General features: G+C 68.3%; 14 protein-coding genes. 7 read left to right on the plus strand and 7 right to left on the minus strand.

The genetic code is table 11. From position 1 onward, the window contains the following. Positions 1 to 108: 108 nt before the first annotated feature. The 3 genes from ACSUZC_RS15685 to ACSUZC_RS15695 are packed head-to-tail and all read left to right on the plus strand — an operon-like array spanning position 109 to position 3761. The gene (locus tag ACSUZC_RS15685; RefSeq protein ID WP_439029436.1) at positions 109 to 942 is read left to right on the plus strand and encodes a class I SAM-dependent methyltransferase; all 834 of its coding nucleotides are present in this window, start codon (positions 109 to 111) and stop codon (positions 940 to 942) included. A 3-nt stretch (positions 943 to 945) separates the two neighbouring features. After that, on the plus strand, positions 946 to 2493 hold the full coding sequence (locus ACSUZC_RS15690; protein ID WP_439029437.1) for a 1,4-alpha-glucan branching protein domain-containing protein: 1548 nt from the start codon (positions 946 to 948) through the stop codon (positions 2491 to 2493). After that, positions 2490 to 3761 carry a glycosyltransferase family 4 protein gene (locus ACSUZC_RS15695; RefSeq protein ID WP_439029438.1) on the plus strand — a complete coding sequence of 424 codons (1272 nt, stop codon included), beginning with the start codon at positions 2490 to 2492 and terminating at the stop codon, positions 3759 to 3761. The genes ACSUZC_RS15690 and ACSUZC_RS15695 overlap by 4 nt, the downstream gene beginning before the upstream one ends. A gap of 1 nt (position 3762) precedes the next feature. Here ACSUZC_RS15695 and ACSUZC_RS15700 read toward each other — a convergent pair whose 3' ends face one another. After that, entirely contained in the window at positions 3763 to 4512 is a 750-nt protein-coding gene (locus ACSUZC_RS15700) for an acyltransferase (protein ID WP_439029439.1), read from the minus strand. A 113-nt stretch (positions 4513 to 4625) separates the two neighbouring features. On the opposite strand from ACSUZC_RS15700, the gene ACSUZC_RS15705 reads away from it, so the two are divergent. Then, positions 4626 to 5963, plus strand: a complete 1338-nt coding sequence (locus ACSUZC_RS15705; protein ID WP_439029440.1) for an outer membrane protein assembly factor BamB family protein — start codon at positions 4626 to 4628, stop codon at positions 5961 to 5963. A gap of 24 nt (positions 5964 to 5987) precedes the next feature. Here ACSUZC_RS15705 and ACSUZC_RS15710 read toward each other — a convergent pair whose 3' ends face one another. Next, positions 5988 to 7184 (minus strand): THUMP-like domain-containing protein, encoded by a 1197-nt coding sequence (locus tag ACSUZC_RS15710; protein WP_439029441.1) that lies wholly within the window; start codon positions 7182 to 7184, stop codon positions 5988 to 5990. Between ACSUZC_RS15710 and ACSUZC_RS15715 the strand changes: the two genes are divergently transcribed. Then, a complete protein-coding gene (locus ACSUZC_RS15715) occupies positions 7183 to 7839 on the plus strand; it encodes an AAA family ATPase (RefSeq protein ID WP_439029442.1) in 657 nt (218 codons plus the stop codon). The genes ACSUZC_RS15710 and ACSUZC_RS15715 overlap by 2 nt on opposite strands. Before the next feature lie 10 nt (positions 7840 to 7849). Here ACSUZC_RS15715 and ACSUZC_RS15720 read toward each other — a convergent pair whose 3' ends face one another. Together ACSUZC_RS15720 and ACSUZC_RS15725 are read right to left on the minus strand one after the other, a co-directional pair. Further along, positions 7850 to 8824 (minus strand): class I SAM-dependent methyltransferase, encoded by a 975-nt coding sequence (locus ACSUZC_RS15720; RefSeq protein WP_439029443.1) that lies wholly within the window; start codon positions 8822 to 8824, stop codon positions 7850 to 7852. 48 nt (positions 8825 to 8872) lie between these two features. After that, positions 8873 to 9661 (minus strand): enoyl-CoA hydratase/isomerase family protein, encoded by a 789-nt coding sequence (locus tag ACSUZC_RS15725; RefSeq protein WP_439029444.1) that lies wholly within the window; start codon positions 9659 to 9661, stop codon positions 8873 to 8875. Positions 9662 to 9749: 88 nt separating this feature from the next. Here ACSUZC_RS15725 and ligD point away from each other — a divergent pair, with 88 nt between their 5' ends. After that, on the plus strand, positions 9750 to 10742 hold the full coding sequence (gene ligD, locus ACSUZC_RS15730; RefSeq protein ID WP_439029445.1) for a non-homologous end-joining DNA ligase: 993 nt from the start codon (positions 9750 to 9752) through the stop codon (positions 10740 to 10742). Here the strand turns inward: ligD and ACSUZC_RS15735 are convergent. Further along, positions 10723 to 11127 (minus strand): MarR family winged helix-turn-helix transcriptional regulator, encoded by a 405-nt coding sequence (locus ACSUZC_RS15735; protein WP_439033146.1) that lies wholly within the window; start codon positions 11125 to 11127, stop codon positions 10723 to 10725. The genes ligD and ACSUZC_RS15735 overlap by 20 nt on opposite strands. A gap of 103 nt (positions 11128 to 11230) precedes the next feature. Between ACSUZC_RS15735 and ACSUZC_RS15740 the strand changes: the two genes are divergently transcribed. Further along, positions 11231 to 11830: a maleylpyruvate isomerase family mycothiol-dependent enzyme gene (locus tag ACSUZC_RS15740; protein WP_439029446.1), complete on the plus strand. Its 600-nt coding sequence runs from the start codon at positions 11231 to 11233 to the stop codon at positions 11828 to 11830. 232 nt (positions 11831 to 12062) lie between these two features. On the opposite strand, the gene ACSUZC_RS15745 is transcribed toward ACSUZC_RS15740, so the two are convergent. Further along, a complete protein-coding gene (locus ACSUZC_RS15745) occupies positions 12063 to 12887 on the minus strand; it encodes an NUDIX hydrolase (RefSeq protein ID WP_439029447.1) in 825 nt (274 codons plus the stop codon). Next, positions 12888 to 13724 carry an ABC transporter ATP-binding protein gene (locus tag ACSUZC_RS15750; RefSeq protein WP_439029448.1) on the minus strand — a complete coding sequence of 279 codons (837 nt, stop codon included), beginning with the start codon at positions 13722 to 13724 and terminating at the stop codon, positions 12888 to 12890. Between the last annotated feature and the right edge of the window lie 31 nt (positions 13725 to 13755).

Here is a 13755-nt window from a genome sequence, read left to right on the forward strand (position 1 = left end):
TCCTATCCTCTCACTAAACATCGACTACCTCACACAATGCGCTCGACCGTTCGCTCGGTCGGTGCGACCGCCCCAGGAGGCCCGAACCCATGCCCTACGCTCTGTCAGATGACTGACGCAGACCTCGGGTCCCCGCGTACCCAGGGACCGGTCGGGACCGGTACCGGCGGTTTCGAGGCGCTCGACATCGACCAGCAGCTCGCCCTCACCGGCGAGCGGACGGTTCCCGGGATACCCGCAGAGAACTACTGGTTTCGACGCCACGAGATCGCCTACCGGCACATCGCCGCGGACTGCGCCGGCCTGGACGTGCTCGAGGCCGGCTCCGGCGAGGGGTACGGGGCCGCGATGATCGCCGACGCCGGGGCGTCGTCGGTGATCTGCGTCGACTACGACACCGCCGCGGTCGAGCACACGAGGCGCCGTTACCCGGGGCTCGTCGTCCACCAGGGCAATCTCGTCGACCTGCCGCTGGATGCCGCGTCGGTCGACGTCGTGGTGAATTTCCAGGTGATCGAGCACCTGTGGGATCAGCCGCGGTTCATCGCCGAGTGCCGGCGCGTCCTGCGCCCGGGCGGCCGGCTCCTGATCTCCACCCCCAACCGGATCACCTTCTCCCCCGGCCGCGACACCCCGCTCAACCCGTTCCACACCCGGGAGCTCGACGCCGCCGAGCTCACCGCCTTGCTCGTCGACGGTGGATTCGAGGTCGAGGCGATGCTCGGTGTCGTGCACGGGTCCCGGCTCAAAGCGCTCGACGCCACCTGGGGTGGCTCGCTCATCGACGCCCAGATCGAGCGCGCCCTCGCCGGCGAGCCGTGGCCGAAGGGCCTCGCGAACGATGTCGCGGGCGTGACCGCCGCGGACTTCGACGTCGTCGGCTCGCACGAGGCCGACATCGACGAGTCGCTCGATCTGTTCGCCGTCGCGACCCGGGCCTGACCGATGACGATCAGCACCACCGCGGTCCCCGGTCAGTTCACCCTGGTCCTGCACTCGCACCTGCCGTGGCTCGCCAACCACGGACGGTGGCCGGTGGGTGAGGAATGGCTCTATCAGTCGTGGGCGTCGTCGTATCTCCCGCTGTTCGACGTGTTCGGGCGACTCGCGGCCGACGGCTACACCGATCAGGTGAGCCTGGGTCTGACACCGGTGCTCGCCGCGCAGCTCGACGACCCGCACTGCACCTCGTCGATGTACGAGTGGCTCGCCGACTGGCAGCTCCGCGCGACCGAGGCCGCGATGAGTCGCGACGCCGACCGCGCGGAGGCCGGTCGCCGCGAATTCCTCGACGCCGGGCGGGCACTGGAGACCTTCGAGACCCGCTGGCGTCACGGTGGCTCCCCGTTGATCCGCGGTCTCGCCACGAGCGGCGTCGTCGAGATCCTGGGCGGTCCGCTCGCGCATCCGTTCGCGCCGCTGCTCGACCAGCGCCTGCGGCAGTTCTCGCTGACCGAAGGTCTTGCGGACGCGCACGCACGGTGGGGCTTCGACCCCGCAGGTATCTGGGCGCCCGAATGCGCGTTCGCGCCGGGTATGGAGACGGAATACGACCGCGCGGGTGTCCGCCATTTCATGGTCGACGGCCCGACCCTGCACGGCGACACCGCGCTCGGCCGGCCCGTGGCCGACAGCGACGTCATCGCCTACGGTCGCGACCTACAGGTCAGCTACCGGGTCTGGTCGCCGAAGTCGGGCTATCCCGGTCACGCCGCCTACCGCGATTTTCACACCTACGACCACGTGTCGGGGCTCAAACGCTTCCGCGTGACGGGTCGCGCGGTCCCGGGTGAGGAGAAGAAGCCCTACGATCCGGCGCGCGTCGATGCCGTCATCGACCGCCACGTCGAGGACTTCGTCGCCCATGTACGGCAGCGACTGGTCGACGAGTCCGCGCGGATCGGGCGTCCGGCACTGGTCGTCGCGGCCTTCGACACCGAGCTGTTCGGGCACTGGTGGCACGAGGGGCCGGTCTGGTTGGAGCGCGTGCTGCGGCGGCTGCCCGAGGTCGGGGTGAATGTCGGAACACTCGCGGGCGCAACACGATCGGGCTTGGTGGGCAGTCCCGTGGACCTACCGGCGTCGTCGTGGGGATCGGGCAAGGACTGGCGGGTGTGGAACGGTCCCGCCGTCCGCCATCTGGTGGACCTCAACACCGAGGTCACCGACACCGCGCTCGACGCGGTCGCCAAACTGCTCGACCGGCGGCGGGGCCGTAGCCGTGTCGCCGATCAGATCGTGCGGGAGACGCTGCTCACGGTGTCCTCGGACTGGCCGTTCATGGTCTCGAAGGACACCGCGGCCGAATACGCCGTGTCCCGCGCCCACACCCACGCGCACGCCACTCGCGAGATCAGCGACGCGGCGATGCGTGGACGCGACGACGCGGCCGCGACCCTCGCCGAAAGCTGGTCTCGCGCGGACAATCTCTTCCCCGCACTCGACGCGCGTCGGCTGCGCGCGATCGGAAATGCCGAGGGGGGCATCGGATGAGGGTGTTGTTCGTGTCGTGGGAGTATCCACCGGTCGTGGTGGGCGGACTCGGGAGGCACGTGCACCATCTCGCCACCGAGATGGCGGCGGCCGGCCACGACGTGACGGTGCTGACGCGCCGCCCCTCGGGTACCGACGCGGTCACACATCCGACCACCGACACCGTCGTCGAGGGGGTGCGCATCCTGGCGGTCGCCGAGGACCCGCCGGAATTCGACTTCGCCCAGGACATGATGACGTGGACGCTGGCCATGGGGCACGCGTTCATTCGTGCAGGCGCGCGAATCCTCGCCGGAATCGAGGCGAGCGGGTCTGGCGGACAGTGGATTCCGGATGTCGTGCACGCGCATGACTGGCTGGTCGCCCATCCGGCGATCGCACTGGCCGAGTTGTTCGACGTCCCTCTGGTGTCCACCATCCACGCGACCGAGGCGGGCCGGCACAGCGGCTGGGTCAGCGGTCGGATCAATCGGCAGGTGCATTCGGTCGAGTGGTGGCTGGTGTCCGAATCCGATGCGCTCATCACGTGTTCGGCATCCATGCGCGACGAGGTGCACCGGCTGTTCGGCTACGAGGCCGCCGACATCTCGGTGATCCACAACGGAATCGACATCCGGACATGGCCGTTCGCGGAACGTTCGCACACGAACGGGCCGCCGGAACTGTTGTTCGCCGGGCGCCTGGAGTACGAGAAGGGCGTGCAGGATCTGCTGGCCGCGCTGCCGCGTATCCGTCGCAGTCACCCGGGGACGACACTGACCGTCGCCGGCGACGGGACGCAACGCGACTGGCTGATGGAACAGGCCCGCAGACACCGCGTGACGAGATCGGTGAACTTCATCGGCGCGGTCGACCACGATCAACTCGTGACCCTCATGCACCGATGCGACGCCATCGTCCTACCCAGCCGCTACGAGCCCTTCGGCATCGTGGCACTGGAGGCTGCCGCCACGGGGGCACCGCTGATCGTGTCGACGGCGGGCGGGCTGGGCGAGGCCGTGCAGGAACCCGACACCGGACTGTCGTTCGCACCCGCCGATGTCGCGGGACTGGCGGCCGCCGTACGTGCCACCCTGTCTGACCCGGGCGCCGCCGCTCAGCGAGCGCGGCGCGCCCGGGCCCGTCTCACCGCGGAGTTCTCGTGGGCGGAGGTTGCCGAACGCACCGCAAGCGTGCATCTGGCGGCGAAGCGTCGGGTGCGCCACCCCGTCGGCCGTCCCGACATCCCTGTTCGCCCGCTTCCGGAGCGTGACCCGGGACAACCCTGAGCTACTCCCCCCGCTCCGCTGCTGCCTTCTTGCGTTCGATGTCGGCGAGCGCACGCTCGAGTTCGGCCCGCTCGGCGGCGTTCGATGCCCAGTCGTCCATGCGGTTCTTCACCACACGGGCGGGTGCCCCCACCGCGATCGAATAGTCGGGGATCGTTCCCTTGACGACGGCATGCGAGCCGAGCACGCAACCGCGGCCGACGATGGTGTTGCGCAGCACCGAGACCTTTGCGGCGACCCAGGTGTCCGGGCCGATGCGGACCGGACCCTTCACGATGCCCTGGTCCTTGATGGGCAGCGTGATGTCGTCCATCTTGTGGTCGAAGTCGCAGATGTAGCACCAGTCGGCGATGAGGGTGGACCCGCCGATCTCGAGGTCGAGATAGGAGTTGACCACGTTGTTGCAGCCGAACACGGTCTTGTCGCCGATGCGGAGGCTGCCCTCGTGGCACCGGATGGAGTTGCCGTCACCGATGTGGACCCATCGGCCGATCTCCATGCGGGCCAGCTCGGGCGTCGCGTGGATCTCCACATTGCGTCCGAGGAACACCATGCCGCGCAGCACGATGTGCGGGTTGGCCATGCGAAACCGCGCCAGCCGGTAGTAACGCACGAGGTACCACGGGGTGTAGGCGCGATTGCGTTTCACCCAGCGCAGGGAGTCGAGAGTGAGGAAACGCGCCTGCTCGGGGTCACGGCGGCGGCCCGCGCGCCGGCGGGACCGGTACGAGGCGTTCCACATGGTGGTCATGACGAGAAACCCTAATCGACGCGATTTCGGCGCACGATAGGCTCACTGCTGGCACGCCCCCGTGCCGTTTTCGATCGCGCACCCCGCGCGCGGACACGATCAAGAGGAGCAGGATGGCCTTGGCACGACCGCAGGTGTCCCGACACCGCCGATCTGCGCTGACCCGCCTGCTCGTCATCCTCACGGCCGTGTGCTCGCTTGCCCTCGCTGCGTGCTCGGACGGTCACATCGACGTCCGCTCGGTCCCGAGTGTGGGTTGGCCCAGCTACGGCGGCGCGCCGGGCAACGGCAACTTCGCCTACGCCGACGTACCCGATGACCTGACCCTGAGCTGGACGCGCCCCACGGGCGGACCCGTCACGGCGCCGGTCACTGTCTCCGGCAAGGGGAACGTGGGCGTCACCTCGAATGCGGCCGAAGGGTGCAACGTCCTGGTCCTCGACGGACAGTCGGGACGAAAGAACTTCTGCAAGGACATGCGTCCGGGAGTCGAGATCAACGCGATGCTCGTCGACCAGTACGACCAGCCGTACCTCGGCGAGGAGACCACCTTCCTGGCGTACAACGCCGGTGGGGCGATCCGATGGCGTGCCGGGGTCATCGGAGTGCCGCTGTCGGCGAAGTTCGCGGCACCGAGCGTCGTGCTGATCGCCACCACACAGGGTCAGATCCTGCTCGTCGACTCCCAGCGCAACGAGCTCGTCGCGCCGGAGGTCCGGTTGCGCGACGATGCCGATCCCGCGCAGCCGCTGCGCGGTTTCGGGGACTGCGTGCGCAACGGCCCGCAGTGCGCGATTCCCGCACCGGCGGCGGTCGACACCGGCCGGGAACGCTTCTACCTCAACTTCTTTCCCGCGGATGCAGCCACGTCGCAGATCCGTGCGATGAAGTACGGCGAGGTGGGCGGTGCCCGCGAGGTACGCACCGCGTGGGAGGCCGACATCCCCACCGGTGTCGTCGGCACGCCCACCCTCTCGGCTGACGGAGCGACGCTCTACGCGTTCTCACGCGACGGCAAGATCGTCGCCCTCGACACCGAGGACGGATCGACCAGGTGGACGCAGGACATCGGCGGTCATGGTTTCGCCACGATGACCGTCTCACCCGATGGTCTGATCATCCCGACCGGTTCACTCGGAGCTCCGCTGACGTTGCTTCGCGATCGCGGGGACCGCGCCGAACAGGTCTGGCAGCGTAAGGATCTGGCCACCGTCAGCCTCTCGGCGCTGACGCAGCAGCAGACGGCGTGGACCGTGGTGCGCGATCCCGGCAAGGACACGCTGTCGCTGGTCGAGGTCTCCACCACCGACGGCACGACGAAACGCACTCTGGCACTGCCGAATTCGGCGGGTTTCGCGACCGGGGTCTCGGTCTCCTACTCCGGCCAGATCGCCACCGCCACCAACCTCGGTGAGGTGTACTTCTTCGACAGCGCCGCCGCGATCGGATAGTCCTGCTGCAGGGTGCGGAGCTGATCAGAAACGGACTCCGGGCTCGCAGACGAAGGCGACACCTCTGCGCCCGATCCGCGTCAGCACCACCGACATCGGTCGTGAACCCTTGAGCTTGAGCTTCTTTCGCAACCGGTCAGGATCGACGTCGAGTCCGCGGACCAAGATCTCGAGCGGACCGCAATCGTGCGCCGCGAGCGCCTTGCGCAGCGCCTTCTCGGTGACACCGGTCTGCTCGACGACCCGGAACCCGCGCGCTCCGTCGGGTACGGAATGACCGGTGAGGTAGGCGATCTGGGGGTCGAGCTGCCAGAGCCCGAAGCGGTGCGCATAGTGCCGGACGAGCCCGGCGCGCACGATGGCGCCGTCCGGGTCCACGATCCACTCCCCCGCGTCGCCGGCATCGACGTCGTCGGATTCCCCGTCGGTCACCTCGAAGCGGGTCACGGTCCCGCCGTGTGTACGCAGCACCGTCGCGCGACGTCCCGGTTCCACGCCGGGTCCCGACCACAGGCACGCTTCCCGCACGCCGCCGTCGAGAGACGTGATCTGGACCTGACCGTCGAATCCGAATCTGTTCCGCAGCATCATATGGTCCAGGCCGGGTGCGCATTTCACGATCAGGACGCGCCCGGCATAGGTGGTCATCAGCTCGAGCAGCGGTGGTGTGAGCTGGTCGAGCCGGAAGACCCGGCCGGCCTCCGAGCGTCGAGCAGGGTCGGCGAGAACCACATCGGCGGTCGAGGTCGGGGTGAGCGCGTCCGCGTTGAGGAGCGTCGCCCCCGGGACGTTGTGCCGAGCCATCGCGAGCCGGACCTCGTCGAGGTCACTGCCGATCACACCAGCAATGTCACTGCTGCGCACCAACTCCCGTAGTTCGGCGCCGATGGAGCAGGTGACATCGTGTACCACCGCGCCCGGGAACCGTGCGGCGACCTCGGCGGTCCGGTCGGCCGCCACCGCCGACGCCGTCGCCTGTTGGAGCGCGGCGTCGTCGAGGAGCAGATCATCCGGTGCCCACAGCTTGGCGGCAGCACGGCGTCGGCACCGGACGGTTTCGATCAGTGCGGCGTCGTGGGGTGAGTACCTGCTGCGGACCTCGGGGACGTCGGCGATCATCGACGACGCCGAGAGCTCCAGACCGGACACCGTCTGCAGTGCCTTCTCACCGTGCCGCGACCGCAGGAACGCGACGTCGTCGAGACTGAAGGAGTAGCCCATGATGCTTGCAGGCTACCGTCGTCGGCGCTTGTCGACGGCGGACACCACCATCGGGGGTCACGTCCGACACATCTGCGACGATGGCGATGTGAATGTCCACGACGACCTGCCGCATCTGCCGCGTCGGATCGCGGTGGCGGGGGTCTCCGGGGTGGGCAAGACGACCACCGCACGTCGGATCGCCGCAATCGTCGACGCCCCGCACGTCGAGATCGACGCGTTGCACCACGGCCCCGGTTGGACCCCCAGGCCCGAATTCCTGTCCGATGTACGCACGTTCATCGACAAGGGCGCATGGGTGACCGAATGGCAGTACCACGACGCCCGACCACTGATCGCCGAGAACGCCGACATCCTGGTCTGGCTCGACCTGCCGTACTGGACGACGACGTTCCCCCGCGTCGTCCGCCGCACGATCCGCCGTCGAGTCCGCCGGGAAGTGCTGTGGAACGGCAACATCGAGCCGCCGATGAGGACCATCCTCACCGACCCCGAACACATCGTCCGATGGTCGGTGAGCCACCGGCACGCGTATGCGGACTCGGTGCCCCGGCTCCGCGACACCCATCCCGACCTGCCGATCGTGCGGCTGCGAACTCAGGCCGAGGTCGACGCCTGGCTCGCCGGGCCACTCGCCCGAGCCGGGCGGGTCTGACGAGAGCCGCCTACTGCGGCTTGGTGCCCGTCACCACGACGTTGTAGAAGAACTTCGGCGGCACGACCTTCCGCAGCACGTTCTCGTCGAGCCAGGTGAGGCGCTTCCAGCCGCCGAAGGCGAAGCGCGCCCAACCCCACCCCAGCTTCTCCGGCGGCACCGCGGCCTCGAAGGTGCGGACCGGCCAGCCGAGCATCGCGGCGGCCAGCTCCTCGGTGGCGGTGTCCACCTTGTGCGCGCCGGCGGCGCGGGCGATCCCGGCGAGTTCGTCCGGATCGAAGGTGTGGATGTCGACGACCGCTTCCAACGCTGCCGCGCGGGAGGACTCGTCGAGTTCTTCCTGGGGTCGACGCCACCCCTGGAGCGGGCCGAACTTGGTGATGTTGGTCGTCGCGAACCACGTCGCGCGGCTCATCCAGCGGGCGTAGAAGTCACCGATCGTCGACGGTTCGCCGGCGAAGATGAAGCGACCGCCCGGCTTCAGAACCCGTAGGACCTCGCGCAGCGCCTGCTCGACATCCGGGATGTGGTGCAGCACAGCATGTCCTACGACGAGGTCGAAGGTGTTGTCCTCGTACGGGATCTTCTCGGCGTCGGCGACCCGGCCGTCGACGTCGAGGCCGAGGTTCTCGGCGTTGCGCAACGCGACCTTCACCATGCCCGGCGACAGGTCGGTGACCGAACCCTTCTCCGCCACTCCCGACTGCATCAGGTTCAGCAGGAAGAACCCTGTGCCGCAACCGAGTTCCATCGCCCGACCGTACGGCAGCGACTCGTCGGTCGCGACCGCGTCGAACCGACCCCGCGCGTAGTCGATGCAGCGCTCGTCGAAGCTGATCGACCACTTCTCGTCGTAGGTCTCCGCTTCCCAGTCGTGGTAGAGGACCTGCGCGAGTTTGGTGTCGGTGAGCGCGGCCTTGACCTGCTCCTCGGTCGCGTGTGGGTTCGGCGCCGGGTCGATACCGGGTGTCGCGTCGGTGGTCATGATCGCTTCCTGTCGCGTGAGTGGGTGTGGAATGGTCGGTGCGTCGGGTCAGTGGCCGACGAATGTCGCCTTGCCGGGGCCGTTCTCGACGAACGACGCCATGCCGATGGCGCGGTCCTCGGTGGCGAACAAGGCGGAGAACAGTTGTTCTTCGATCTTGAGACCGGTGTCGAGGTCGACCCCGAGTCCCTGATCGACGGCCTTCTTGACGGCGGCGAGAGCCACCGACGCGGCGCCGGTGAACTGTCCCGCCCACGCCAGCGCCGCGTCGTAGACATCGTCGGGGGCGACGACCTCGTCGACGAGCCCGATGGCCAGGGCTTCCTCGGCGCCGACGAACCGCCCGGTGAACATGAGGTCCTTGGCCTTGGACGGACCGATGAGGCGCGCGAGCCGCTGGGTGCCGCCGCCGCCGGGGATCAGACCGAGGAGCACCTCGGGCAGCCCGAGCTTGGCGTTGTCACCGGCGATCCGCCGGTCGGCGCCCAGCGCGACTTCGAGGCCACCGCCGAGTGCGTAGCCGGTGATGGCCGCGACGGTGGGTTTGGGGATCTCGGCGATGGCTCCGAGGTCGCGCTGCAACCGGCCGGCGACCTTGCTCATCTCGGCGTACCCGATGTCCCGCATCTCCTTGATGTCGGCGCCGGCGGCGAGGACCTTCGGTCCGCCGTAGACGACGACGGCCTTGATGTCGTCGCGCAGCGTCGCCTCCTCGGCAGCGGCCGCCAGTTCTGCCTGGACCTGGCGGCTCAGCGCGTTCATCGGCGGTCGCTGCAGCAGGATGGTGCCGACACCGGGATGCTCGTCGGAGCATTCGAGGGTCACGAACTCAGGCATGGTCGAAGGCTACCGGTTGGTAAGTCCGCCCGGCGCCGCAGCCCGCAGACGCCGCCCCGAGGCCGCGGAGCGCCATAAAGTGGCGGTCATGGCGAAAACGTCGGGTTCCGCAGGTGACCCCATCGAGCTCGAGGTCGGCGGCCGCACCGTCCGGCTGTCGAGTCCGGACCGCGTGTACTTCACCGAACGCGGCGAGACGAAACGGGATCTCGTCGACTACTACATGTCGGTGGGCGACGGCATCGTCCGCGCACTCCGAGACCGTCCCTGCATGCTGCACCGGTTTCCCAAGGGGATCAGCGGCAACAAGGTCCACCAGAAACGTGTCCCCGCGGGGGCACCGGACTGGCTGGAGACCACCGAGATCTACTTCCCTCGCTACGGTCGCACTGCCGACGAACTGTGCGTCACCGAGCTGGCGTCGGTCGTCTGGGCGGTCCAGATGTCGACGGTCGAGTTCCATCCGTGGAACTCCCGCCGCGCCGATCCCGAGTCGCCCGATGAATGGCGCATCGATCTCGATCCGATGCCCGACTGCTCGTTCGACCGCACCCGGCGGGTGGCGCACGTCGTCGAGGAGGTTCTCGACGAACTGGGTATGCGCGGGTTCCCGAAGACGTCCGGCGGCCGCGGCCTGCACATCTACGTGCGCATCGCACCCGAGTGGGGCTTCCCGCAGGTGCGTCGCGCCGCGCTGGCGTTCGCCCGCGAGGTGGAGCGCCGCGCGCCCGACGATGTGACCACCACCTGGTGGCGCAAGGATCGCGACCCGGCGGCGGTTTTCGTCGACTACAACCAGAACACCCGAGATCACACGATGGCCTCGGCGTACTCCGTGCGGGGTAATCAGCGTGCCACGGTGTCGACGCCGGTGACATGGGACGAGATCGACGACATCGAACCCGACGACTTCACCATCGCGACGGTCCCCGAGCGCTTCGCCCAGCTCGGCGACCTGCATGCCGAGATCGACGACGTCGCCCACCGGCTCGACACCCTCATCGACTGGGCCGATCGCGACGACATCGGCGATGACGATGCCGGCGGCGAGGAGGCCGAGATCATCGATATGGATCGGTGATCTCGCGCAGTGATCGCAGCGCCTTCTCCAGGGCAGCGAACTGGTCCGCACCGAGATGCGCGCGCCACTCCTGTTCCTGTGCGTCGACCTCGCAGGCCGCGACCTCGCACAGAGCGACTCCCCTATCGCTCAGCGTGACGAGCCGGGCACGTCGGTCCGATGGGTCCGACACTCGCGTGAGGTACCCGGCCGCCTCGAGCTGATCGACAATGCCGCCTGCCGTCTGCTTCGTCACGCCCGCCTGTTCGGCCAGCTCGGTCAGCCGCATCGGCTCCGGGGCCAGGCGCTGGAGAATCCGCGACTGGGCCGGGGTGATGTCCGAGGCGCCTTCCTCGGCGATACGCGCCACCACCCGGCGTTCGGTCGCGCGGTGTGCGACATACATCAGGACGGCGATGTTCGGCTGCTCCTCGGGCACACCGTTGACTTTAGTACGGGAAGCTGACTAAAGTTGTCAGGGAACCTGACCAATGTTCTGGGGAGGGGTCATGGAGATCGACCTGATCTGGCAGCACATCGACCGACAGCGGCTCGAACTCGCCGCACTGATCGAGGGTTTCACTCCGTCTCAACTCGCCACACCGTCACTCTGCGACGGGTGGACGGTGCGCGACGTCGCGGTTCACCTGACGCACTCGCACACCTCGGCGCCGCGAGCGATTCTCGCCGCATGCAGGTACGGATTCCGCTTCAACACGATGATCCGCGAACTCGCCCTGCGCGACCGTTCATCGGCCGCGGACGCCGCCACGGCACTCCGCGGCATGGTCGGATCGCGGCGCCATCCCATCGGGACGACGCCGATGGCACCGCTGCTCGATTCGCTGGTGCACGGACAGGACATGACCGTGCCCCTGGCCATCGAACGGCCGATGCCCGTCGACGCGGCGTGCGCGTCGGCGGAGTACTTGTGGGAGACCGGGTTCCCGTTCCATGCACGACGCCATCATCAGGGTCGCCGGTACGTGGCCACCGACACCGACTTCGCCGTCGGATCGGGTCCCGTCGTCGAGGCGCCGGTCCGCGACATCCTGATGCTCTTCGGCGGACGCACCGGAGCCGCCGGGGTGCTGGCGCCGTCGGCCTGACAGCACAGGGTCTGCGCTCGCTCATTCGTAGGAAGCGCGGACGCTTGGCCCCCGGGAGCAAGCGGAGCGCGCCACGAGGGCACTCGCAACAGACCGATAGACCTCGTTTCGACTGATGGACTTCGATCGAGGTCCATCGGTCGAGGTGAAGTCTGTCGGTCAGCAACGAAGCGGGTGCGCGCGAGCCAGGATCGACGGTTCTCTCGGACCAGAGGGTTGCGACCACCCCTCGTCAGAGGGTGATCTCCGGCGGCTTCTGATCGCCGAGTGTCCGGAAATACTCGTCGGAGTTGGGGAAACCGAGGCCGGCGAGTCCGGCACCGGGCGTCACGTTCGGCAGGATCGGCTCGATGACCCGCTCGTCCGCCAGCAGTTCGTCGACGGTGGCGAAACCGGCGACGTAGTGGAGCTGCGACCACGTCGGCGGCATCAGAAAATGATGGCCTGCGGCCCACGAGTCGATGGCCACTCGCGCGTTCACCCAGCGGGCGACGTCGGCTTCGGTGGTCTCGCCGTCGGCCTGTTGACCGTCGGGCATTGCGGCCAGGAAGAACCGGGTATCGTAGCGTCGCTTCTCGTTGACCGGGGTGATCCAGTGCGCGAGCGGACGCAACAGGTCGGCACGCAGGGTGAGCCCTCGCGCGGTCAGGAACTCGGCGAAGGACAACGACTTCTCGACCAGTCGCTGACGATCACCCGCGAGACCCGACGGGTCCGCGAACGAGCCATCGGTGTCCGTGGCGAGCAGGACCCCGCACTCCTCGAACGTCTCCCGGACCGCCGCGCACACCAGCGCCTGCGCCACCTCGGCGTCGCTGGAGAACTCGGCTGCCCACCACGCCGCGTCCGGCCCCGTCCACGCGAGGTCCGCGTCGGCGTCCCGCTTGTCGACGCCACCACCGGGGAAGACCGTCATGCCACCGGCGAACGCCATCTGCTTCACCCGGCGTTGCAGGAACACCTCGATGCCGTCGGCGGCATCGCGGACGAGAACGACGGTCGCCGCGTCGCGCAACGGCGCGGACACGACCTCTGGGCCTGACTGGGTCGACGTCATCTAACTACCTCCTGCTGCCCGTCGATGGCCACCCGCACGGCGTCGGCGCCGTGCGAAGTACCGACCGTCGACCTTGTCCAGAACGATCTGCTGCCGGAAGGCAGCGGTCAGGTTCTCACTGGTGAGTACCTCATCGAGCAGTCCCTGCGCCACCACTCCGCCCTCGGACAGGATGAGAGCGTGCGTGAAACCCTCCGGGATCTCCTCGACATGGTGGGTGATCAGCACGATGGCCGGTGCGTCCGGATCGGCCGCGAGACGTGCGAGTCGGTCGACGAGTTCTTCACGACCGCCGAGGTCGAGGCCGGCGGCGGGCTCGTCGAGCAGCAACAGTTCGGGATCGGTCATCAGTGCGCGGGCGATCACGACGCGCTTGCGCTCGCCTTCGGACAGCGTGCCGAAGCGACGATCCGCGAGGTGCTCGGCACCCATCGATTCCAGCGACTCGACGGCCTGCGCGCGGTCCATCGCGTCGTAGCTCTCCCGCCAGCGACCGAGAACCGCGTAGCCCGCGGAGATCACGACATCGCTCACGATCTCCTCCGGCGGCACCCGATCGACCAGCGACGGGCTGGAGACACCGATCCGGGTCGACAGTTCACGGATCTCGACCCGACCGAGTTTCTCGTTGAGCACGAAGGCGGTACCCGAGGTCGGATGGATCTCTGCACCGGCCAGCCGGATCAGCGTCGTCTTGCCCGCTCCGTTGGGCCCGATGATCACCCATCGTTCGTCCAGTTCCACTTGCCAGGACAGCGGTCCGACGAGGGTCTCACCACCGCGAACCACGGCGACGTCACGGAAATCGATCAGGAGGTCGGGATCGGAATCGGTCACTCCCCCATCCTGCACCACGACCCCGTGTTCG

The sequence above is a fragment of the Gordonia terrae genome, assembly GCF_051789125.1.
GTDB classification, from domain to species: domain Bacteria; phylum Actinomycetota; class Actinomycetes; order Mycobacteriales; family Mycobacteriaceae; genus Gordonia; species Gordonia terrae_A.

What these genes read in the sequence shown, in the direction of transcription:
- ACSUZC_RS15700 (WP_439029439.1), bottom strand. Translation starts at nt 4,512, where the DNA reads ATGACCACCATGTGGAACGCCTCGTACCGGTCCCGCCGGCGCGCGGGC.
- ACSUZC_RS15745 (WP_439029447.1), bottom strand. Translation starts at nt 12,887, where the DNA reads ATGACGTCGACCCAGTCAGGCCCAGAGGTCGTGTCCGCGCCGTTGCGC.
- ACSUZC_RS15710 (WP_439029441.1), bottom strand. Translation starts at nt 7,184, where the DNA reads ATGGGCTACTCCTTCAGTCTCGACGACGTCGCGTTCCTGCGGTCGCGG.
- ACSUZC_RS15735 (WP_439033146.1), bottom strand. Translation starts at nt 11,127, where the DNA reads ATGTATGTCGCACACCGCGCGACCGAACGCCGGGTGGTGGCGCGTATC.
- ACSUZC_RS15740 (WP_439029446.1), top strand. Translation starts at nt 11,231, where the DNA reads ATGGAGATCGACCTGATCTGGCAGCACATCGACCGACAGCGGCTCGAA.
- ACSUZC_RS15690 (WP_439029437.1), top strand. Translation starts at nt 946, where the DNA reads ATGACGATCAGCACCACCGCGGTCCCCGGTCAGTTCACCCTGGTCCTG.
- ACSUZC_RS15695 (WP_439029438.1), top strand. Translation starts at nt 2,490, where the DNA reads ATGAGGGTGTTGTTCGTGTCGTGGGAGTATCCACCGGTCGTGGTGGGC.
- ligD (WP_439029445.1), top strand. Translation starts at nt 9,750, where the DNA reads ATGGCGAAAACGTCGGGTTCCGCAGGTGACCCCATCGAGCTCGAGGTC.
- ACSUZC_RS15705 (WP_439029440.1), top strand. Translation starts at nt 4,626, where the DNA reads ATGGCCTTGGCACGACCGCAGGTGTCCCGACACCGCCGATCTGCGCTG.
- ACSUZC_RS15715 (WP_439029442.1), top strand. Translation starts at nt 7,183, where the DNA reads ATGATGCTTGCAGGCTACCGTCGTCGGCGCTTGTCGACGGCGGACACC.
- ACSUZC_RS15725 (WP_439029444.1), bottom strand. Translation starts at nt 9,661, where the DNA reads ATGCCTGAGTTCGTGACCCTCGAATGCTCCGACGAGCATCCCGGTGTC.
- ACSUZC_RS15685 (WP_439029436.1), top strand. Translation starts at nt 109, where the DNA reads ATGACTGACGCAGACCTCGGGTCCCCGCGTACCCAGGGACCGGTCGGG.
- ACSUZC_RS15720 (WP_439029443.1), bottom strand. Translation starts at nt 8,824, where the DNA reads ATGACCACCGACGCGACACCCGGTATCGACCCGGCGCCGAACCCACAC.